Consider the following 20548-nt stretch of genomic DNA (forward strand, 5'->3'; position numbering starts at 1 on the left):
AACACGACCGTTAAGCCCTCCAGCGCCGATGGTACTTGGACCGCAGGGTCCTGGGAGAGTAGGACGTTGCCAAGCAAAAGTGAAAAAGGATGATAACCTCACTGAGGGTATCATCCTTTTTTTATGCATTTTGTGGAAGGGTATCTGCTTCTAAGGTTGACAGAGAGAAGAGGCTTTGCGACACTCTAAGTGTGTATTTTTTTAAAGGTCCAAGTATACGAGCGAGGTGACGAAGTTATGGAGATCAGACAATTACAACGTGAGGAATTTGAAGCAGCTATAGGATTATCCCAGTATGCTTTTCAGTTTACAATGACCCCGGAGGATCTGGAGAAAGCCAAGAAGAAATTCAAACCAGAACAAACATGGGGGATATTCGACGGACCTGACTTGAACGCTAAACTGACTTTGCTACCACTACAGGTATACATACATGGTCAGGTTTTTGATATGGGAGGCATTGCTGGTGTGGCAACGTGGCCGGAAAAGCGTCGCGGAGGTATGGTTTCACGTTTGTTGACGCATGCGCTTGAAGAAATGAAGACTGCAGGACAAAGCCTTTCTTTTCTGCATCCATTTTCTTTTGCCTTCTATCGTAAATTTGGATGGGAAACGTATACTGAGTACAAAAAATACGTCATTCCAATTGATAAATTCCCTGCTAAACTTAAAACAGAAGGTATAGTCAAACGGGATATCAAAAATATTTCAGAACTAGACCAAGTGTATCAATCGTATGCTTCACGTTACAATGGTACGCTGGTACGAGATAAGGAATGGTGGCAGGAACGGATTTTAAATGAGAATTATCGAACTGTAGTATATTACACAGATGCAGGCGATCCTCAGGGATATGCACTATACAAAATAGAAGATAAACAGTTAAATTGTGATGAGTTGGTATATGAAAATGAGACGGCACGTCGGGCTTTGTGGACTTATTTTGCAAATCATGACTCAATGATAACCCAAGGTAAATTTATTTACGTTCCAGCAGATGACAATCTGCCTTTTTTACTCGATGATCCGCGAATTCAACAGGAAACGGTGCCTTATTTTATGGGGCGTATTGTGGATGCTGTTGCTTTTGTAGAGAGATACCCTTTTGAGCAGATTGGAGAGGAAACAAGTCTAACCTTACATCTGACAGATCGGTATGCTCCTTGGAATGAAGGAGTATGGAGATTAACGATTACTACGGAGGGGCAAGGACATCTGGCAAGAGTGGATACAAGTAATTTATCTGAGAACGATACAGTAGCTGACTTGGAACTGGGAATTCAGTCATTAACAACTTTAATGCTCGGCTACCAGCAAGCTGATAACCTGTTTAATTGGGGGCGCATTGAAGGAAGCAGTGAGTCTGTGGCTGCACTTAAACGTGTAATACCAACAAAACAAACGTTCCTAATGGATTTTTTCTGATAAAGGCCCAATTAGATTTTCTTAATGCCCAACTCTTTTTAACCAAATTGGATGTGGGATATCATAATTATTCAAAGCTCTTTCCATAATGGGAAGAGTTTTTTTATTCTATGGTATAAAACATAATTAGATTGCGAAAAATGGTATTGACCCCTTGGCAAAAATGAAATTTGTGCTATAATACGAATATAGTCAAAGAAAGTCAAAGTCAATCAGAACCAGTGTGAATCTACAGAAGTGTAGCAATAATGACATGATTTGCGTATAGTTAGGAGCTGCTTCTTATGGATAGAAGAGAAGTGTATGATTTATCGCAAATAAAGGTCACACTAGAAACGAAACGGTACAATTCCAATGGATGTAGAACAGGCAATAGCCTGAATACAGCTTAGATTCGTGACTATACCGTTTGGTTAAGTTCAATATACGGCGGACTCTGTGGAGCGTGAAATGTATTTGAATACTTGCGTTTCCGTTAGTGGAGGATGATGAAATGCGCAATGTTTCCGACATTATTGAACAATATTTGAAGAGCATGCTGCTGGAAAGTCCCCAAGGCTTAGTGGAGATTCAGCGCAATGATCTGGCTGACCGCTTTTCCTGCGTACCGTCGCAAATTAATTATGTTATTAGTACCCGGTTTACGCTGGAAAAAGGTTATGTGGTGGAAAGTAAACGCGGTGGTGGAGGTTATATTCGGATTCAGCGAATTCAATTACCTGCACAGCATGCAATCCATACACACCTTCATCAGAGCATCGGGGAGGAAATTAGCCAATCGGCAGCAGAAGGATTGATTTATCAGTTAGAGGAAGCTCATTTTTTAAGCAAAAGGGAAGCGGGTCTAATAAAGGCTGCTTTATCAAGAGATACGTTATTGCTGAAGCTTCCCTATCGTGACCAACTGCGAGCAAGATTGCTTAAGGCTATGCTGATCTCGTTGCTGGCGGCCAAATAGCTAGTATCCATTAACCAGTGAATAGAGATTTGCAATTCAGATGTAGGGATTTGTAAAAATCCTGACGTTGAAGGAGGTGCTTTTATGCTGTGCCAAGAATGTAATATGCGGCCGGCAACTTTGCATTTCACCAAAATTGTGAATGGCGAAAAGACAGAGTTTCATATTTGTGAGACATGTGCGAAGGAAAAAGGGGAGATGATCCCTGGAACACCTAATGGCTTTTCAATTCATAGCTTGTTGTCGGGGATGTTGGATTTTGACTCCAGCACTAAAAGCCAGTCTTCAGGTCACAGTGTTCCCCAAAATCTACAATGCAAGGATTGCGGTATGACTTATACACAGTTTAGTAAGCTAGGACGCTTTGGATGTCCATCATGCTATCAATATTTTGATAGTCGTCTGGACCCTCTGTTCAAGCGTGTGCATGGTAGTACGAGTCATGTTGGGAAGGTTCCGGTCCGTACTGGAGGCCGATTAAAGGTTAAACGGCAAATTGATGATTTGAAAAAAGAGATGCAACAACACATTGTACAGGAAGAATTCGAATCAGCTGCTGAGCTTAGGGATCAAATCAGAAAGCTTGAAAAAGAAATGACTGAAGAGTAAAGTTTGTGAAGAGTAGGAGGGAATGCGTGATGCCCAATATCCGATTTACGGAAAAGCCGCTAAGTGATTGGATGCGTGGTGATGCTGCGGATTCGGAGATTGTCATTAGCAGCCGGGTAAGAATTGCGCGTAACTTGCAGCATCTGCCTTTTCCCATGCTTGCTACCAATCAGCAGTCGGAAGAAGTGCTTCAACGCTTAACGGATATCCTTCAGTATGATGATTTGCGTCGTTTTGGTACTTTTCATACCTTGAAAATATCCGAGTTGGATGAGATCGACAAACAGGTACTGGTTGAGAAGCACTTGATTAGTCCTAATTTGGCGAACGAATCTCGCAACGGTGCTGTGTTGATTAGTGATGATGAATCAGTTAGTGTTATGATAAATGAAGAGGATCATTTGCGTATTCAGTGCTTATATCCCGGATGTCAGGTTAGAGAAGCTTGGGAACGCGCTATGGTTATTGATGATGCATTTGAAGCGCATGTTGATTATGCATTTGATGATCGGAGAGGTTTTCTAACCAGTTGTCCGACGAATGTCGGCACAGGTATGAGAGCTTCGGTGATGATGCATTTGCCCGCATTAGTCATGACTCATCAAATCAATCGTATATTGTCTGCTGTTTCACAGGTAGGTCTTACAGTTCGCGGCATTTACGGTGAAGGCAGCGAAGCGGTCGGAAATTTGTTTCAGGTGTCTAATCAGATTACACTGGGACAAACCGAAGCGGAGATTATCGAGAATCTGCATGGCGTGGTGCTGCAAATTATAGAGCATGAACGTTCTGCCAGAGAACGATTGATGAATGAATCCATGCTGCGGATTACAGATCGGGTGATGCGTTCATTCGGTATTTTGTCATATGCAGCAGTTTTGGATTCCAAGGAGGCTGCACAGCGGCTGTCCGATGTACGTCTCGGTGTAGATTTAGGAATTTTGGAGCGTCCTTCCATTGCAGCGATGAATGAGCTTAATGTGATGACGCAACCCGGCTTTTTACAAAAAAGCTTTGGGGATAAAATGAATACCGGTGAGCGCGATATGTACCGGGCGAAGCTGATCCGGCAAAAATTAGGCACAACCCTTTAATATATAGAATGAACTGAAATACACACTGTGGAGGTGCAGGATATATGATGTTTGGAAGATTTACGGAACGTGCACAGAAAGTGCTTGCCTTGGCCCAGGAAGAAGCTGTTCGATTGGGACACAACAACATTGGCACAGAGCACATTTTGCTAGGACTCATTCGTGAAGGTGAAGGAATAGCAGCGAAAGCCTTAATCGGTTTAGGGCTGGGACTGGAAAAAATCCAGGATGAAGTGGAAACACTGATTGGACGCGGTCAAGAGCAACCGACGAACATTGCCTATACTCCACGTGCCAAGAAAGTCATTGAGCTGTCTATGGACGAAGCACGTAAATTGGGTCATACCTATGTAGGTACCGAGCATATTTTGCTAGGCCTTATTCGTGAAGGTGAAGGCGTAGCAGCACGTGTACTGAACAACCTGGGTATCAGTCTGAACAAAGCGCGTCAGCAAGTGCTTCAATTGCTCGGCAGCAGCGAGGCGGTTTCCAGCCATCACGGTGCTCCAGCTAATGTCAGCACGCCAACTCTGGACAGTCTGGCACGCGATCTGACGGCTTCTGCGAAGGAAAATAACCTGGACCCCGTTATTGGGCGCAGCAAGGAAATTGAGCGCGTTATTCAAGTGCTCAGCCGTCGTACAAAGAACAATCCTGTTTTGATCGGTGAACCTGGGGTAGGTAAAACGGCGATTGCCGAAGGATTGGCACAAAAAATCATAGCGAATGAGATTCCCGAAACGTTGCGCGACAAACGCGTAATGACACTCGATATGGGTTCTGTAGTAGCAGGTACTAAGTATCGTGGTGAATTTGAGGATCGCTTGAAGAAGATTATGGACGAGATTCGTCAAGCTGGAAATATCGTATTGTTCATTGATGAGCTGCATACGCTGATTGGTGCTGGTGGAGCGGAAGGCGCAATTGATGCGTCCAACATCCTGAAACCTGCTCTGGCACGTGGCGAGCTGCAATGTATCGGTGCCACCACGCTGGATGAATACCGCAAATATATTGAGAAAGATGCTGCTTTGGAGCGTCGTTTTCAACCTATAACCGTGGATCAACCTTCTCCAGAAGAAGCGATTCAAATCTTGTATGGTCTGCGCGACCGTTACGAAGCGCATCACCGTGTGAAAATCACTGATGAGGCTATTGAAGCTGCAGTAAGATTGTCAGATCGTTATATTACGGATCGCTTCCTACCGGATAAGGCTATTGACCTTATTGATGAAGCGGGCTCCAAGGTAAGGCTCAATTCCTATACAGTACCGCCAAACCTGAAACAGCTGGAAAACCGTCTGGAGGATATCCGTAAGGAAAAAGATTCAGCGGTACAAAGCCAGGAGTTTGAAAAGGCAGCTGCGCTGCGCGATACAGAGCAAAAAATTCGTGAAGAGCTGGATGTCACTAAAAACCAATGGAAAGAACAACAGGGGCGTACAGATTCCGAAGTTACACCAGAGGATATTGCTCAGGTTGTTGCCATCTGGACTGGTGTCCCAGTCAGCAAGCTGAAGGAAGAAGAAACACATCGTTTGCTGAATATGGAGCAACTGTTGCATGAACGGGTGATTGGGCAGGACGAAGCTGTTAAGGCAGTAAGTCGGGCGATTCGCCGGGCACGCGCCGGTCTGAAAGATCCGAAACGTCCAATTGGCTCCTTTATTTTCCTCGGTCCAACTGGGGTTGGTAAAACAGAGCTGGCACGCGCCTTGGCTGAATCTATGTTTGGTGATGAAAATGCGGTTATCCGTATTGATATGTCCGAATATATGGAGAAACACTCCACATCCCGTTTGGTAGGAGCGCCTCCAGGATACGTAGGATATGAAGAAGGTGGCCAACTGACTGAAAAGGTACGTCGTAAGCCTTACTCTGTTGTGTTGCTGGATGAAATTGAAAAAGCACACCCGGAAGTATTCAATATTCTGCTGCAAGTGTTGGAGGATGGACGTCTGACGGATTCCAAAGGACGTGTTGTTGACTTCCGTAACACTCTCATCATCCTAACATCCAACGTTGGTGCACAGGCGATCAAGCGTAACTCCACGCTTGGCTTTACAGCTGTTGTGGACGCTGGGGCGGATTACGATAACATGAAGGGCAAAGTGATGGATGAACTGAAGAAGAGCTTCCGTCCTGAGTTCTTGAATCGGATAGATGAAATTATCGTGTTCCATTCTCTTGAAGAAAAACATATTGCCGAAATTGTTTCACTCATGTCTGAGGAGCTGCGTAAGCGTCTGAATGAGTATGAGGTTGACTTTGAGTTGACAGACAAGGCTAAGAATTTCCTTGCCAAGGAAGGCTTCGATCCAGCGTATGGTGCGCGTCCATTGCGTCGTGCAATCCAGAAGCATATTGAAGATCGCCTGTCCGAGGAACTGTTGACTGGAAACATTTCTAAAGGCGACTCTCTCTATATTGATGAAGAGAACGGTGCATTGACAGTAACGAAAAAGGATAATGTATCCGCGAAGTCCTAAAGCAGTTTAGTAAATAAAACATTAGAAAAGGGTGTCTCGCAGGCTGGAAAGCTATTGCGAAGGCACCCTTTTTGTGTATTGAACACCTTGAAAGGGTAGGGTAAAAGCTTTGGGAAAGTTTGTGATATTGCTTTACGTCCGCCAAGCTTCAATGGTAAACTTTTATTGTTACAGCTCTTTCAGGTGCTGTGTGAAGATAAAATTGACATCATCGTTGTCAAGAAGGAGCCAAGGAATAAAGTATGGCTAAAGTGAAAACTAAATTTTCCTGTACAGAATGTGGCTATGAATCGCCTAAATGGTACGGAAAATGTCCTGGATGCCAGGCATGGAATTCCATGGTCGAAGAAACGGAAAGCGTTGTAAAAACTCAAGGAATGGGATCTTCCCTTCTTACTCATAGCACAAAAGACAAACCGCTTCCTATTATTGAAGTGGAGAGTGGCAAAGAAACACGAATTTTGACGGGAATTGGTGAATTAAATCGTGTACTCGGTGGAGGTGTGGTGCCAGGTTCACTTGTTCTGGTGGGTGGAGACCCGGGGATCGGTAAGTCTACGCTTATGCTGCAAACCTCTAATGAGCTGGCTTTAACTGGTTTAAAGGTACTCTACGTGTCTGGTGAGGAATCCGTCCGCCAAACGAAGCTACGTGCAGATCGCCTCGGTGCTTTGTCTCCCAGTCTGTACGTATTATGTGAGACGAATTTGGAGACGATTGAAGAAGCAGTGGACAGCTTGAAGCCGGAGTTTTTGGTCATCGACTCGATACAGACTGTATATTTGCCTGAGGTGACAAGTGCGCCTGGTAGTGTAGCTCAGGTGCGCGAGTGTACTTCACGATTTATGCGGATTGCCAAGGGATTAGGTATTGCTACAGTACTGGTAGGGCATGTGACCAAAGAAGGCGCTATTGCAGGTCCGCGTTTGTTGGAGCATATGGTCGATTGTGTACTTTATTTTGAAGGAGAGCGCCATCATACGTATCGGCTGTTGCGTGCGGTTAAGAATCGTTTCGGTTCTACGAATGAAATTGGTATTTTTGAAATGGCCGAAAGTGGTTTGCGTGAGGTGGCGAATCCTTCTGAGCTCTTCCTGTCCGAACGGCCACTGGGGGTGGCTGGTTCCACAGTCGTTGCCAGTATGGAGGGAACCCGACCTGTATTGGTTGAACTGCAAGCACTCATTGCGGCTACGCATTTTCCATCTCCACGCCGAATGGGTACGGGGATTGACCATCATCGGATGGGATTAATCATTGCCGTACTAGAAAAGCGGATGGGCATGTTTTTGCAAAACCAGGACGCTTATCTCAATGTTGCTGGAGGCGTAAAGCTGGATGAACCAGCGGTGGATTTAGCCATAGCGGTGAGCATTGCTTCCAGCTTTAGGGATGCTCCTACCAAGCCGTACGATGTGATTTTTGGTGAAGTAGGACTGACAGGCGAGGTGCGGGCTGTATCCCGAGCAGAACAGCGAGTGCGAGAAGCAGAGAAATTAGGTTTCAAACGGGTGATCATGCCCGAGAAAAGCTTGAAGGGCTGGACACATCCAAAAGGGATACAAATTATCGGAGTTGGAACGGTGGCAGATGCACTGGCAGCCGCATTAGATTAGGGGGCATTGAGGATGAAGGAAGCGAGCCAACTGGATAAAATGAACGATTTGCTACGGCTTGTGGCACCGGGAACTCCCTTTCGCGACGGATTGGAAAACGTTTTGCGTGCCAAAACGGGTGCTCTTCTGGTCGTTGGCTATAGCCCGGAAGTAATGGAAGTCGTGGATGGCGGTTTCTCTATTAATTGTGACTTTTCGCCGAACTATTTGTATGAGCTGGCTAAAATGGACGGCGCAATCATATTGAGTGAGGATTTAAAGCGAATTTTATATGCCAATACGCAATTGATTCCCGATTCCTCCATTTCGTCCATAGAAACAGGGATTCGGCATCGGACGGCGGAACGAGTTGCAAAGCAGACTGGCAAACTGGTTGTGTCTATTTCCCAGCGTCGTAATATTATTACGTTGTATCAGGGGACTTTACGGTATGCGCTCAAGGAAATCGGGGTTATTTTAACGAAAGCTAATCAGGCTATTCAGACGTTAGAAAAATATAGATCCGTATTGGGGCAAGCCTCAACGAATTTAACTGCATCTGAATTCGAAGAACTGGTTACCATGCCGGAGGTCGTTAATGTCATTCAACGGATCGAAATGGTGCTGCGCATCAAAATGGAGATCAAACGATTTATTAACGAGCTCGGGAATGAGGGCAGGCTGATTAGCATGCAGATGGAGGAGCTTGTCAGTAATATCGAGGAAGAAGCTTGGTTGCTGTATAAGGATTATGCCAAAGACGACAGCGACGAGAAGATCCGTGAAATTATATTGGGACTCAAACGTTCTACGGACGACGAATTACTGGATGTGAATCATATAGTACGTTTATTAGGCTACCCTTCTTCAGCAGCGACATCAGAAGAATATATTGCTGCACGCGGATATCGGGTGCTGAACAAAATACCTCGTTTGCCCAATGTGATTATTCATAATCTGGTAGAGCGGTTTGGACGTTTTCCACATGTCATCACAGCAACGATAGAAGAACTGGATGAAGTGGATGGTATAGGAGAGGTTCGTGCACGTACGATTAAAGAAGGGCTTAAACGTTTACAGGAACAAGTTTTCATTGACAGACAAATGTAAATGTAATACAGTGAAAGGATTATAATGGAACAATTCATACATTGAGGTGAAGAGATGATTACCAAATCAATTCCGAACATGTGTACCTTGGGTAACTTGTTTCTCGGAATGATCGCCATTTTATTGGCCGTAGACGGAAAATACAGTCTTGCCGCTATTATGGTTATTGTCGCCATGTTGTTGGACGGACTGGATGGAAGGATGGCCCGGGCTTTGAATGCCCAGAGCGAATTCGGTAAAGAACTGGACTCCTTATCAGATATGATATCTTTTGGTGTTGCTCCCGCAGTTATTATGTACATGGTTGCTTTTCATGATGCGAATTCGGCTTTGGCTTGGACGGTTACAGCCATTTTTCCGATGTGCGGAGCATTGCGTTTGGCTCGATTTAACGTACGTCCCGGTGTACCAGGTTATTTCACAGGTTTACCCATTCCGGCAGCAGGTGGCGTATTAGCCACGTTGTCCTTATTCCATAACGAGATTTCATTGTTATACATGTCGATTGCCATGTTGCTAGTCTCTTATTTGATGGTTAGCTCCATGAGATATCCAAATTTCAAAAAGGTCGGCCTTCCGAAAAAAGCGATCTGGGTTGCTCCGTGGGTCGTAATTGCAGCGGTGGTTCTAGCTGTTAAATTTCCTGATCAGCTGTCGAAGCTGATTTTTGTACCACTGGTGCTTTATGCGTTGTACGGTATGAAGCTGAACATTCGGAAGTTATCACGCAGACGTGGACGTGAGCGGGATCGTTCTAAACAGGAAGAACAGGACGATCAATATCGTCATTCGCAACGTTAGTGTCAGACAAGAACTACAAGAAGCATTTATTTCCTTGATTCATTCAAGGGGATAAATGCTTTTTTTATGCATAAAAAGTGAAAACACAGGGTTAGTTATGTGGGAAATGGACCATACTGGTAAGGGAAGTGCTATGTATCCAATAAATAGCAGACTATTGAAAAGAAAATAAAGGAGGTATAGAGACTCAATGTGGAGAAAGGCTATTTTAACTTTTACAGGATTGTGCGGCGCGTGGTTTGGCTATACGTTATACCAGCGGATAGGAGGCTTAGTAACGTGGATGCCACAATGGTTGAGTGATGGTTCTTTACCAGGAATGGCTGTTTGGATGTTAGCGGGAGCGGTGGTATTTATGGTTGGCTGCTCATTCGCAGGGGCGTCCGTGGCGAATCGATTGCAGCAGGGTATTGAAGGTTTGGTACGAATTCCGATGAATGAGATGATAGCAGGTGTCATGGGCTTAGCGGTGGGGCTGATCCTTTCCTTGGCAGTTTATCCACTCTTTTCAGGGTTAGGAGCACCTGGTTTACTTATCCAGACCGCGGTTACCTTGGTATGTGGATATGTGGGGTTGATGGTTGGGCTAGAAAAACGGGACGAGTTGTCATCCTTTTGGAGTTCAGGCTTTTTTGGTCGGGGAACGGATGTAGAAGAACGCAAGCTGGAGGAACATAAAATTTTGGACACCAGCGTCATTATAGATGGGCGTATTGCGGATATCTGCAAGACAGGTTTTATTGAAGGGACCATTGTGATTCCTGAATTTGTGTTGGAGGAGCTTCAGCATATCGCAGATTCTTCAGATTTACTTAAGCGTAATCGTGGGCGGCGGGGTCTGGATATTTTGAATAAAATTCAAAAAGAGCTAGATGTGAATGTGCTCATCTATGAGGGGGATTTTGAGGAAATTTCAGAGGTCGACAGTAAGCTGGTTAAGCTTGCAAAGGTGTTGCAGGGTAAAGTTGTAACTAATGATTTTAACCTGAATAAAGTATGCGAACTTCAAGGTGTGTCTGTGCTGAACATTAATGATTTGGCGAATGCAGTGAAGCCTGTCGTACTGCCCGGTGAGGAGATTATGGTGCAGATTATCAAAGATGGCAAGGAGCATGGGCAAGGTGTAGCTTATCTGGATGATGGTACGATGATTGTTGTGGAGGGTGGACGTGACTATATTGGCTCTCTCATGGAAGTACTGGTCACAAGCGTACTTCAGACCTCTGCGGGCCGTATGATCTTTGCTAAACCGAAATTATTGGAAAAAGCTCAATAAACGAGGTATGATGAAGTAGATGTGTTATCATACGGATCGTCCAAGTGCGATCAGGGCAGGAGTTATTTGAATGAACAATCAGGTAGGAGTCGTGATTGTGGCGGCCGGGCGCGGCTCCCGTATGGGAACGCAGGAGAGCAAGCAATTTCTGCTTTTGCGAGACAAGCCCATCTTCATACATACACTTGAAATATTCGCAGCAATGCCTGAAGTGGATGAAATGGTGATGGTTACTGGAGCTGGAGATGTGGAACGCTGCAGAGACTGGATTCATCAATACAAGATTGGTAAAAATGTACGGGTGGTGGCTGGTGGCAGTGAACGCCAGCATTCGGTTTATCGCGGTTTGCGCCACTTGCGAACAGATTGGGTGATGGTGCATGATGGTGTGCGGCCATTGATTCAGCCTGAGCTTGTACGTTCATGCCTGGAGGCTGCTCAGCGTACTGGTGCTTCTGTAGCGGCAGTACCTGTAAAGGATACGATCAAGCAAGTGAACGGGGATGGTATCATTACAGCAACGCCGGATCGCCGAAGTCTGTGGAGTATTCAAACGCCACAGACTTTTCGTCTTTCCGACCTGCTGCGGGCCTATGAGGAAGCGGAGCAGACAGGATTTTTGGGGACAGATGATTCCATGCTGGTGGAGCGAATAGGCATTCCAGTTACTGTCGTTCAGGGCAGCTACAAGAATATCAAAATTACTACGCCTGAGGATTTGGAGATGGCGGCGTTATGGGTAAAGACAGAGGGAGAGGATATCAAATGATTAGAGTGGGGCAAGGATTTGACGTCCACCAGCTGGTGGAAGGAAGGCCATGCATCATCGGAGGAGTAAATATTCCGTATGAAAAAGGTTTACTGGGTCATTCCGATGCAGACGTGCTGCTGCATGCCATTAGCGATGCTATCCTGGGTGCGCTTGGCTTGGGAGACATCGGAAAGCATTTTCCAGATAATGACCCTGAATTTAAGGACGCGGATAGTCTTAAGCTACTGGAGCATGTGTGGGGGCTGGCTAAAGAGCGGGGATACCGATTGGGGAACATCGATTCTACAATTATTGCGCAGAAGCCCAAGATGGCATCGTACATCCCGCAGATGAATGAAATCATCGCCCGGGTGCTGGAAGCAGAGGAGTCATCCCAGGTAAATGTCAAGGCGACGACGACGGAGCAACTCGGGTTTACCGGGCGAAGCGAGGGAATCGCGGCTCAGTCGGTTGTCTGTCTAATCAAGTAAATGCTATCATCTTGAGTAATTCTATTTGGAGGAGATTATATGAGCACGGAAGTTCGTGTACGCTATGCACCAAGTCCAACAGGACATCTGCATATTGGAAATGCCAGAACGGCATTATTTAATTATTTGTTTGCCCGCAATCAAGGCGGTAAATTTATTATTCGCATTGAAGATACAGATGTGAAGCGCAATATTGAGGGCGGAGAAGAAAGCCAGCTTAAATATTTGAAATGGTTGGGTATGGACTGGGATGAAAGTATAGACGTGGGCGGCGAGTTCGGACCTTATCGCCAGACCGAGCGCTTGGACATCTACAAAACATACTGGCAGGACTTGCTGGATCGCGGTTTGGCATACCGCTGTTATTGCACGGAAGAAGAACTTGAACGCGAGCGTGAAGAACAGATGGAACGTGGGGAGACACCACGTTACTCAGGAAAACACCGTGATTTAACAGAAGAACAGTGTCAGGCGTTTGAAGCAGAGGGCCGTGTACCAAGTATTCGTTTTCGCGTACCAGAAGATCGTGAATATACGTTTGATGATATTGTTAAAGGTCAAATTACGTTCAATTCCAAAGAAAGCGGCGATTTTGTTATCGTCAAAAAAGACGGTATTCCGACATATAACTTCGCTGTAGCGGTTGACGACTATTTGATGAAAATATCACATGTACTACGGGGTGAGGATCATGTATCCAATACACCGCGGCAGTTGATGATTTTTGAAGCTCTCGGCTGGGAGCCTCCACGCTTTGGTCATATGACGCTGATCGTAGGCGAGGATCACAAAAAGCTCAGCAAACGAAATGAATCCATTATTCAGTTCATGGAGCAGTACGATAAGCTGGGCTATCTGCCGGAAGCTATATTCAACTTTATTGCATTGTTGGGCTGGTCTCCGGAAGGCGAGGAAGAGATCTATGATCGGGAACAATTAATCTCGATTTTCGATCCTAATCGTTTGTCCAAAAGCCCAGCTGTATTTGATACAAACAAGCTTGCTTATTTGAATAATCATTATATTAAAAAAGCTGATCCTGAACGGATTGCCAGTATGGCAATTCCACATTTGCAGGCAGCAGGACTGTTGCCGAATGATTTATCGGCTGAACAACAGGATTGGGCTAAAGCTCTTGTCCGCTTATACCAAGAACAAATGACTTCAGCGTCTGATATTGTGGCGTTGTCTGAGTTGTTTTTTCGTTCACATCTGGAGTTGGATGCTGATGCGGCGGCTGTTCTGGCTGAAGAACAGGTTCCTGATGTACTTAGAGCCTTTGCAGCTAAGGTTGAAACGAGCGAGGAATTTACAGCTTCACAAATGGCCAAGCTGATCAAAGAAGTCCAAAAGGAAACTGGTTTTAAGGGGAAACAGCTGTTCATGCCGATTCGTGTGGCCCTTACAGGTCAAACTCATGGACGGGATCTGAACGAGACCATCTATCTACTTGGACGTGACAAGGTATTGGACCGTCTTAAGGCACAAATTAAAGGCTGATATTTCTTGTCAATTTGTTGTCTTTTCGCTATAATGACTCCATTGATATGGATTGATACTTACGTGTAAAGGCTGCGAACAGGAGAAGTACACTGCATAAGGGCATCTGCCAGAGAGGACGGTCGAGGGGAAACCCCAGGCTGAGAACCGTCTAGATGACCTGCGGAGGAAATGCGCCTGGGAGCCGTGCGCCCGAACCCTCGTTAGCCTACAATGCTAATGTGGCAAGGGCTTGCCGATTCGTTCCCGTTACAGGACGCCAAAGACGGACTTTTCTGCTTTTTTTGTAGCAGATATGTTCGAAGCAGAGTGGGACCACGTATATGCGTCTCTGCAGCCTAGGCTGCGGAGGCGCTTTTTCATTTTTATCAGATTCAGACTCGCTGTAGACTGAAAATTGTCGAAGAATGCTGGTGACTACGAAAATTGGCAAAATGTGAAGTGTGATGCGGCAAGGATATGGAGGGAATAGGAGGGCGACATGTTCAGGCATTTCAAATCCGATATTCAAACTGTTTTGGATAATGATCCGGCCGCCCGGAGTAAGCTGGAAGTCATTTTTACGTATTCTGGCGTTCATGCCCTTTGGGCACACCGAATTGCACATTGGTTTTATTTGCGAAAGTGGTGTACTCTAGCCCGTGTTATATCCCAGGTATCGAGGTTTATGACAGGAATTGAAATTCATCCTGGCGCTCGTATTGGAGATCGGCTGTTCATTGACCACGGCATGGGTGTTGTCATTGGCGAAACCTGTGAAATTGGCGATGATGTCGTATTGTATCAGGGGGTTACTCTTGGAGGAACTGGAAAAGAGAAAGGGAAGCGCCACCCCACCATTGGGAATAATGTCGTTATAGGCTCCGGTGCAAAAATATTGGGTTCATTTACGATTGGGGCGCAATCCAATATTGGCTCCAACTCGGTTGTGCTAAAAGAAGTTCCGCCAAACAGTACGGTAGTGGGTATCCCCGGGCGAGTGGTCAGGCAGGATGGCAGACGTCCAGATCGACTTAGTCACCAGCTGCCTGACCCGGTCGTCGATTCCATACGGTCTCTTCAAATGGAAATAGAACGATTACGAGCAGAATTGTCTGATTTGAAGGAGGAGCAATCTGCTCAGAAACATCAGGTGACCCAAGAGAATAAATTACAAGGATAATTTTCATGAGGGAGGAACATAACGATGTCGCTTCAAATTTATAATACAATGACGAGGAGCCGGGAGCCTTTTGTGCCACTGGAGCCTGGAAAGGTTAAAATGTATGTATGTGGTCCTACAGTGTATGATTACATTCATATTGGTAATGCACGACCTGTAATTGTGTTCGACGTGGTACGCAGCTACTTGGAGTATTTGGGCTATGATGTAAACTATGTGGTGAATTTTACGGACGTTGATGATAAGTTGATCCGCAAAGCTCGGGAACTTAATATGGAGGTTCCGGCAGTTGCCGAGAAGTTTATTGCTGCCTATCATGAGGATCTGACAGGATTGAATGTTCCTGCTGCCAGCATAAATCCTCGTGTAACCGAAAGCATGGATCTGATTATTGATTTTATCAAGGACCTGGTAGACAAAGGCTATGCCTACGAGAATGATGGTGATGTCTTCTACCGGACCAAAATGTTTAAAGACTACGGACAGCTGTCAGGCCAAAATTTGGAGGAACTCCAGTTTGGGATTCGCATCAATGTGGATGAACGCAAGGAGAATGCCGAGGATTTTGTACTCTGGAAAGCAGCGAAACCGGGAGAAATTTACTGGTCAAGTCCTTGGGGGGATGGACGCCCAGGCTGGCATATCGAATGCTCTGCTATGGCTCGTCACTATTTGGGGGATACACTGGATATTCACGGAGGCGGACAGGATCTGCAATTTCCGCATCATGAATGTGAATGCGCACAATCCGAAGTGATTACGGGTAAACCATTATCTCGCTACTGGATGCATAACGGATATATTCGCATAGATAATGAAAAAATGTCGAAATCACTCGGTAACGGTATTTTGGTTAAAGATCTGCGTGCTCGTCACAAGCCCGAAGCTTTACGTTATTTTATGCTGTCGACACATTACCGCAACCCTTTGAACTACAACCAAGAGACGATGAGTCAGGCGGAGAATAGTGTCGAACGGATTGCCAATGCAGTCGCCAATGTAAAGCATCGTTTATCCATGGCTTTGAAAGGTAATGAAGCAGTATCGGCTGAGCTGCAAATGAAGCTTGACGGGATATTACAGCAATTTGGCGAAAAAATGGATGATGATTTCAATACGCCTGATGCGATTACTGCGGTGTTCGAATGGGTCAGCGAAGCCAATCTTTTGTTGCAGCGTGATGTTGTCAATCAGGCGGAATTGCAAGCGGTGCTGCATACCTTCCATTCGATGAATACGGTGCTTCGCATTTATTCGGAACCGAGTGAAGAACTGCTGGATGACGAAATTGAGCAGTTAATTGCAGAACGTGTCGAAGCTCGTAAAACTAAAAACTGGGGTAGAGCTGACGAAATTCGTGATCTGTTAGCTACTAAAGGCATTGTGCTTGAAGATACGGCGCAGGGTATGCGGTGGCGGCGGAAATGAGTAATAAGCCACTGAACTCAGGAGCTGTGGAAGGCGCAGGAAACTGGTTTCCGTATCCTGCGTCCAAGCCGGCTCGCTTGATGCCCCCCATTGCGTTAGCTTACATTGGTGATGCAGTGTATGAGGTGGCTGTCCGGCAATATCTGTTGGCACAGCCCAACCTGCGTCCCAATCATTTACATCGACGAGCTACAAGGCTTGTCTCCGCCAAAGCACAGAGCCGTATGTTGGGATTGCTAGAAACGGTGCTGACGGATGAAGAACGTGATATTGTCCGACAAGGAAGAAATGCCAAATCAGGGAGCCTGCCCAAAAATGCTGATGTGCTTGAGTATCGGCATGCCACGGCGCTGGAAGGCTTGATTGGTTATCTTTATTGTGATGGACATTTGGACAGATTGAGAGAGTTGATTACGTACGGAATTGCACAAATGGAAAATGCAGAAAAATCATAAATTGGAGACGGATTGAACGAATTGATATCGACCGTTTCCCGGGAGGAAGCTAGAGATGGAAGAAGAATGGATTGCCGGTAAGCATTCGGTAACAGAGGCGCTGCGTTCAGGCAGGACGATAAATAAAATATGGATTGCGGATAATGCACAAAAGCATTTGACACTGCCGATTACGGCTGAGGCGAAAAAAGCAGGAATCATTGTTTTGCAGGTGGACAAGCGTAAGCTCGATCAAATGGTTCCAGGCATTCAGCATCAGGGAGTGGTCGCGCAAGCTGCACCTTTTGCCTACGCTGAGGTGGAGGACTTGCTTGCTAGTGCTCGCGCTAAGGGAGAAGAGCCGTTTTTGATTTTGCTGGATGAGATTGAAGACCCTCATAACTTGGGCTCTATCCTTCGTACGGCGGACTGCACTGGAGCACACGGTATTATAGTGCCGAAAAGGCGTTCAGCAGCTGTAACTGTAACGGTGTCTAAAACATCGGCAGGTGCTGTGGAGTACGTCCCGGTGGCGCGTGTGAGCAATTTGGGACAAACCATTGACCGTCTTAAAGAAGAAGGTGTATGGGTAGTTGGCACGGATGTTACAGCAACCGATCCCGTCTTTGGGAATGGAGTATTCACCGGTCCCGTAGCGATTGTCATTGGTAACGAAAATAAAGGAATGGGCCGTTTGATCCGCGAGAAATGTGATGTACTCGTCAAGCTGCCAATGGCGGGACAAATCAATTCCCTCAATGCTTCTGTAGCTGCAGGTGTCGTCATGTACGAAGTTTTGCGCGGACGACAGGCACGGGGCTAACGATATGGCTGACACGCGGGATGTTCTGCTTGTGGACGGTTACAACATGATTGGAGCCTGGCCCGAACTTTCCGCACTGGTACAATCTGGTATGCAGGAAGCGAGGGACAGACTTCTTGAACGACTGGCGGATCATCAGGCGTATTCGGGCAGAAGAGTCATCGTCGTATTTGATGCTTACAGGGTGCCAGGATTAGGTAAAACCTTTGCCCAGAGCAAAGTCCAGATTTATTTTACGAGAGAAAAAGAGACAGCCGACGAGTGCATCGAGCGATTAGTTCGTGAGCTGAGCAGCAAGAGGAGAAGCATTTACGTAGCGACAAGTGATCAGGTAGAGCAGCATGTGGCCTTTGGCCAGGGAGCACTCAGAGTATCGGCACGAGAATTACTGATCGAGATTGAGGAATCTGAAAGGGAAGTCCAGAAGCGAATCCAGCAGGATAACGCCAAATTGTCCCGCAATTCGCTGGATGGCAAGCTGAGTCCGGAGCTTCGAAAGTTGTTTGAACGCTGGAGAAGAGAATGATCCAGTAATTGGGATACTCTCCATTTTGAAACCATTGACAATTTTGTTAGCGCTCTTCTTTTTTAGGTTGTTGTGGTTGACGGTATCAGGTTACATCGCGTATACTTGTCGTATATTTGAGAGAGTAACGGGTACCTTGCGTTGCAGCCGGAGGGATTGTTAGTGAGTGTGGACCTCAAGGATATCATGTTGTCAAAGTTTGATTACAAAAATGATGAAGACATTGTCGGAGCAGTCCATGAAGGTGATGGGGAAGCGCTGGAGTTTCTGATTAACAAATATCGAAACTTTGTGCGGGCCAAGGCCAGATCCTACTTCCTGATTGGGGCTGATCGCGAGGATATTATTCAGGAGGGCATGATTGGTCTCTACAAATCCATCCGTGATTTTAAGGGAGACAAGCTTGCTTCGTTCAAGGCTTTCGCCGAGTTGTGCATAACACGACAGATTATTACGGCAATTAAGACGGCTACACGACAAAAGCACATTCCTCTGAACTCTTACGTATCTCTGGACAAGCCCATCTATGATGAAGAGTCAGACCGGACGTTGCTCGATGTGATTTGCGGAACACAAGTAAGTGATCCTGAAGAGCTGATTATCAATCAGGAAGAGTTTGTGGGTCTTGAGGACAAAATGTCCGAGATTCTGAGCGAGCTAGAACGCAAGGTACTTATGTTGTATCTGGACGGACGTTCGTATCAGGAGATTGCTGAAGATCTGGATCGTCATGTGAAATCCATCGATAACGCGCTGCAACGGGTCAAACGTAAACTTGAAAAGTATCTGGAAGTAAGGGATAGTTGAAAGTAGAGGCTGACATGGAAAAGGCTCGAGTTTGAGTCTTTTTTTATTCGTTTTGGGTATGCTGTGCAGGTTTATAAGTGTTGTAAATGATTTATACTAAAAAAGATGAATAATAGATATCGCTTTGATTTTGAAGCAGTATTTCAGAGAACAGCTTCAAAGGATGGACAGATGTAAAATGCACCACAACCGGGACTGCGAAATGTATGCAAACATTCGTTGACATGGAAAACCCCGTGTGATAAAGTGTTTTAGGTAGGCCTAAATTCGCGGTTTTTTTTAGGATCAATTATGAGACTTCCGGTGTTGGATGTCTTCGGGAGGTGCACATCATGCGGGTAATTATTACTTTGGCTTGTACAAATTGCAAACAAAGAAATTACACAACGACGAAAAACAAGCGTAATCACCCCGACCGCATGGAGATGAAGAAATTCTGTAAGTCCTGTAACGAACAGACTTCTCATCGGGAAACCAGATAGTTTTTGGAGGTGTAGTCGGCGTGAAACGCAGTTTCAAGTCTCTGTTTTCCTTTTTCTCTGAAAGCTGGGCTGAACTCAAGAAAGTTCGCTGGCCCAATCGTAAAGAACTGACCAACTATACGCTGATTGTCATAGGGACGATTGCGTTCGTCACGATTTATTTTTGGGTTCTCGATATCGGCATTTCCGCTGTGATCGAAGCGATTATCTAGGAAGGGTTCCAGGTGGCTTGATATGGAAAAAAGATGGTACGTCGTTCATACCTATTCAGGGTATGAGAACAAAGTCAAAGCCAATTTGGAAAAACGCGTTGAGTCCATGGGCATGGAAGACAAGATATTCCGTGTTCTTGTTCCTATGGAAGAAGAACTGGTAACCAAGGACGGTAAGAAAAAAACCGTTATGCGTAAAGTCTACCCTGGTTATGTCTTAGTCGAAATGGTCCAAACCGATGATTCTTGGTATGTTGTACGCAACACACCAGGTGTTACGGGGTTTGTAGGATCGACAGGCTCGGGTTCCAAACCGACGCCATTGCTTCCAGAAGAAGTTGAACAGATTCTGAAGCATATGGGCATGGTAGAGCCGAAACCGAAGATTGAATTCGATGTTAAGGAATCCGTGCGAATTAAAGTTGGTCCTTTTGCGAATTTTGTGGGCTCCGTGGAAGAAATTTTGGTTGAGAAGAGCAAGCTTAAGGTTCACGTCAACATGTTTGGACGGGAAACCCCGCTTGAGTTGGATTATACTCAAGTGGAGAAAATATAGATTTTTCTTACAGGTTTCT

General features: G+C 45.6%; 21 protein-coding genes and 1 rRNA gene. All 22 read left to right on the forward strand.

The annotated features are described in order from the left end of the window. A 5S ribosomal RNA gene (gene rrf, locus HFE01_RS27825) occupies positions 1-75 on the forward strand; the annotation flags it as partial. 162 nt (positions 76-237) lie between these two features. After that, a complete protein-coding gene (locus HFE01_RS25050) occupies positions 238-1425 on the forward strand; it encodes a GNAT family N-acetyltransferase (RefSeq protein ID WP_107735232.1) in 1188 nt (395 codons plus the stop codon). A 493-nt stretch (positions 1426-1918) separates the two neighbouring features. Next, positions 1919-2383 (forward strand): CtsR family transcriptional regulator, encoded by a 465-nt coding sequence (locus HFE01_RS25055; RefSeq protein ID WP_016818631.1) that lies wholly within the window; start codon positions 1919-1921, stop codon positions 2381-2383. An 84-nt stretch (positions 2384-2467) separates the two neighbouring features. After that, complete coding sequence (gene mcsA, locus HFE01_RS25060; protein WP_016818632.1) at positions 2468-2992, forward strand: protein-arginine kinase activator protein McsA; 525 nt, start codon at positions 2468-2470, stop codon at positions 2990-2992. Positions 2993-3021: 29 nt separating this feature from the next. Continuing rightward, on the forward strand, positions 3022-4086 hold the full coding sequence (gene mcsB, locus HFE01_RS25065; RefSeq protein ID WP_013373293.1) for a protein-arginine kinase McsB: 1065 nt from the start codon (positions 3022-3024) through the stop codon (positions 4084-4086). A gap of 44 nt (positions 4087-4130) precedes the next feature. After that, the gene (clpC, locus tag HFE01_RS25070) at positions 4131-6575 is read left to right on the forward strand and encodes an ATP-dependent protease ATP-binding subunit ClpC (protein ID WP_016818634.1); all 2445 of its coding nucleotides are present in this window, start codon (positions 4131-4133) and stop codon (positions 6573-6575) included. A gap of 242 nt (positions 6576-6817) precedes the next feature. Further along, complete coding sequence (gene radA / locus HFE01_RS25075; RefSeq protein ID WP_013373291.1) at positions 6818-8191, forward strand: DNA repair protein RadA; 1374 nt, start codon at positions 6818-6820, stop codon at positions 8189-8191. A gap of 12 nt (positions 8192-8203) precedes the next feature. Further along, positions 8204-9280 carry a DNA integrity scanning diadenylate cyclase DisA gene (gene disA, locus HFE01_RS25080; RefSeq protein WP_013312183.1) on the forward strand — a complete coding sequence of 359 codons (1077 nt, stop codon included), beginning with the start codon at positions 8204-8206 and terminating at the stop codon, positions 9278-9280. 54 nt (positions 9281-9334) lie between these two features. Beyond that, positions 9335-10081 carry a CDP-diacylglycerol--serine O-phosphatidyltransferase gene (gene pssA, locus HFE01_RS25085; protein WP_016818635.1) on the forward strand — a complete coding sequence of 249 codons (747 nt, stop codon included), beginning with the start codon at positions 9335-9337 and terminating at the stop codon, positions 10079-10081. Between the two features lie 190 nt (positions 10082-10271). Further along, entirely contained in the window at positions 10272-11357 is a 1086-nt protein-coding gene (locus HFE01_RS25090; protein ID WP_107735231.1) for a PIN/TRAM domain-containing protein, read from the forward strand. Positions 11358-11427: 70 nt separating this feature from the next. Further along, a complete protein-coding gene (ispD, locus tag HFE01_RS25095; protein WP_167438750.1) occupies positions 11428-12126 on the forward strand; it encodes a 2-C-methyl-D-erythritol 4-phosphate cytidylyltransferase in 699 nt (232 codons plus the stop codon). Next, positions 12123-12599: a 2-C-methyl-D-erythritol 2,4-cyclodiphosphate synthase gene (ispF, locus tag HFE01_RS25100; RefSeq protein ID WP_016818638.1), complete on the forward strand. Its 477-nt coding sequence runs from the start codon at positions 12123-12125 to the stop codon at positions 12597-12599. Before ispD ends, ispF begins: the two co-directional genes overlap by 4 nt. Before the next feature lie 39 nt (positions 12600-12638). Then, the gene (gene gltX, locus HFE01_RS25105; protein ID WP_167438749.1) at positions 12639-14099 is read left to right on the forward strand and encodes a glutamate--tRNA ligase; all 1461 of its coding nucleotides are present in this window, start codon (positions 12639-12641) and stop codon (positions 14097-14099) included. 481 nt (positions 14100-14580) lie between these two features. After that, entirely contained in the window at positions 14581-15261 is a 681-nt protein-coding gene (gene cysE / locus HFE01_RS25110) for a serine O-acetyltransferase (protein WP_013373284.1), read from the forward strand. Positions 15262-15285: 24 nt separating this feature from the next. Then, on the forward strand, positions 15286-16689 hold the full coding sequence (gene cysS, locus HFE01_RS25115; RefSeq protein ID WP_107735229.1) for a cysteine--tRNA ligase: 1404 nt from the start codon (positions 15286-15288) through the stop codon (positions 16687-16689). Beyond that, positions 16686-17144: a Mini-ribonuclease 3 gene (locus HFE01_RS25120; protein WP_107735228.1), complete on the forward strand. Its 459-nt coding sequence runs from the start codon at positions 16686-16688 to the stop codon at positions 17142-17144. The genes cysS and HFE01_RS25120 overlap by 4 nt, the downstream gene beginning before the upstream one ends. 55 nt (positions 17145-17199) lie before the next feature. Continuing rightward, positions 17200-17946, forward strand: a complete 747-nt coding sequence (gene rlmB / locus HFE01_RS25125) for a 23S rRNA (guanosine(2251)-2'-O)-methyltransferase RlmB (RefSeq protein WP_025365931.1) — start codon at positions 17200-17202, stop codon at positions 17944-17946. 4 nt (positions 17947-17950) lie between these two features. Continuing rightward, positions 17951-18472 carry an NYN domain-containing protein gene (locus HFE01_RS25130; protein ID WP_016818643.1) on the forward strand — a complete coding sequence of 174 codons (522 nt, stop codon included), beginning with the start codon at positions 17951-17953 and terminating at the stop codon, positions 18470-18472. A gap of 162 nt (positions 18473-18634) precedes the next feature. Continuing rightward, entirely contained in the window at positions 18635-19279 is a 645-nt protein-coding gene (sigH, locus tag HFE01_RS25135; RefSeq protein WP_016324748.1) for an RNA polymerase sporulation sigma factor SigH, read from the forward strand. Positions 19280-19611: 332 nt separating this feature from the next. After that, positions 19612-19761 carry a 50S ribosomal protein L33 gene (gene rpmG / locus HFE01_RS25140; protein WP_013373278.1) on the forward strand — a complete coding sequence of 50 codons (150 nt, stop codon included), beginning with the start codon at positions 19612-19614 and terminating at the stop codon, positions 19759-19761. Between the two features lie 20 nt (positions 19762-19781). Further along, positions 19782-19973 carry a preprotein translocase subunit SecE gene (gene secE / locus HFE01_RS25145; protein ID WP_013312170.1) on the forward strand — a complete coding sequence of 64 codons (192 nt, stop codon included), beginning with the start codon at positions 19782-19784 and terminating at the stop codon, positions 19971-19973. 22 nt (positions 19974-19995) lie between these two features. Then, entirely contained in the window at positions 19996-20529 is a 534-nt protein-coding gene (nusG, locus tag HFE01_RS25150; protein ID WP_007432596.1) for a transcription termination/antitermination protein NusG, read from the forward strand. The last annotated feature ends 19 nt before the right edge of the window (positions 20530-20548 follow it).

Source organism: Paenibacillus sp. EKM10P (assembly GCF_011800655.1).
Lineage (GTDB): Bacteria > Bacillota > Bacilli > Paenibacillales > Paenibacillaceae > Paenibacillus > Paenibacillus polymyxa.

Bases quoted from the DNA above. Each gene is read 5' to 3' on its own strand.
- HFE01_RS25050 (WP_107735232.1), top strand. From the start codon at position 238: ATGGAGATCAGACAATTACAACGTGAGGAATTTGAAGCAGCTATAGGA.
- HFE01_RS25055 (WP_016818631.1), top strand. From the start codon at position 1,919: ATGCGCAATGTTTCCGACATTATTGAACAATATTTGAAGAGCATGCTG.
- mcsA (WP_016818632.1), top strand. From the start codon at position 2,468: ATGCTGTGCCAAGAATGTAATATGCGGCCGGCAACTTTGCATTTCACC.
- mcsB (WP_013373293.1), top strand. From the start codon at position 3,022: ATGCCCAATATCCGATTTACGGAAAAGCCGCTAAGTGATTGGATGCGT.
- clpC (WP_016818634.1), top strand. From the start codon at position 4,131: ATGATGTTTGGAAGATTTACGGAACGTGCACAGAAAGTGCTTGCCTTG.
- radA (WP_013373291.1), top strand. From the start codon at position 6,818: ATGGCTAAAGTGAAAACTAAATTTTCCTGTACAGAATGTGGCTATGAA.
- disA (WP_013312183.1), top strand. From the start codon at position 8,204: ATGAAGGAAGCGAGCCAACTGGATAAAATGAACGATTTGCTACGGCTT.
- pssA (WP_016818635.1), top strand. From the start codon at position 9,335: ATGATTACCAAATCAATTCCGAACATGTGTACCTTGGGTAACTTGTTT.
- HFE01_RS25090 (WP_107735231.1), top strand. From the start codon at position 10,272: ATGTGGAGAAAGGCTATTTTAACTTTTACAGGATTGTGCGGCGCGTGG.
- ispD (WP_167438750.1), top strand. From the start codon at position 11,428: ATGAACAATCAGGTAGGAGTCGTGATTGTGGCGGCCGGGCGCGGCTCC.
- ispF (WP_016818638.1), top strand. From the start codon at position 12,123: ATGATTAGAGTGGGGCAAGGATTTGACGTCCACCAGCTGGTGGAAGGA.
- gltX (WP_167438749.1), top strand. From the start codon at position 12,639: ATGAGCACGGAAGTTCGTGTACGCTATGCACCAAGTCCAACAGGACAT.
- cysE (WP_013373284.1), top strand. From the start codon at position 14,581: ATGTTCAGGCATTTCAAATCCGATATTCAAACTGTTTTGGATAATGAT.
- cysS (WP_107735229.1), top strand. From the start codon at position 15,286: ATGTCGCTTCAAATTTATAATACAATGACGAGGAGCCGGGAGCCTTTT.
- HFE01_RS25120 (WP_107735228.1), top strand. From the start codon at position 16,686: ATGAGTAATAAGCCACTGAACTCAGGAGCTGTGGAAGGCGCAGGAAAC.
- rlmB (WP_025365931.1), top strand. From the start codon at position 17,200: ATGGAAGAAGAATGGATTGCCGGTAAGCATTCGGTAACAGAGGCGCTG.
- HFE01_RS25130 (WP_016818643.1), top strand. From the start codon at position 17,951: ATGGCTGACACGCGGGATGTTCTGCTTGTGGACGGTTACAACATGATT.
- rpmG (WP_013373278.1), top strand. From the start codon at position 19,612: ATGCGGGTAATTATTACTTTGGCTTGTACAAATTGCAAACAAAGAAAT.
- nusG (WP_007432596.1), top strand. From the start codon at position 19,996: ATGGAAAAAAGATGGTACGTCGTTCATACCTATTCAGGGTATGAGAAC.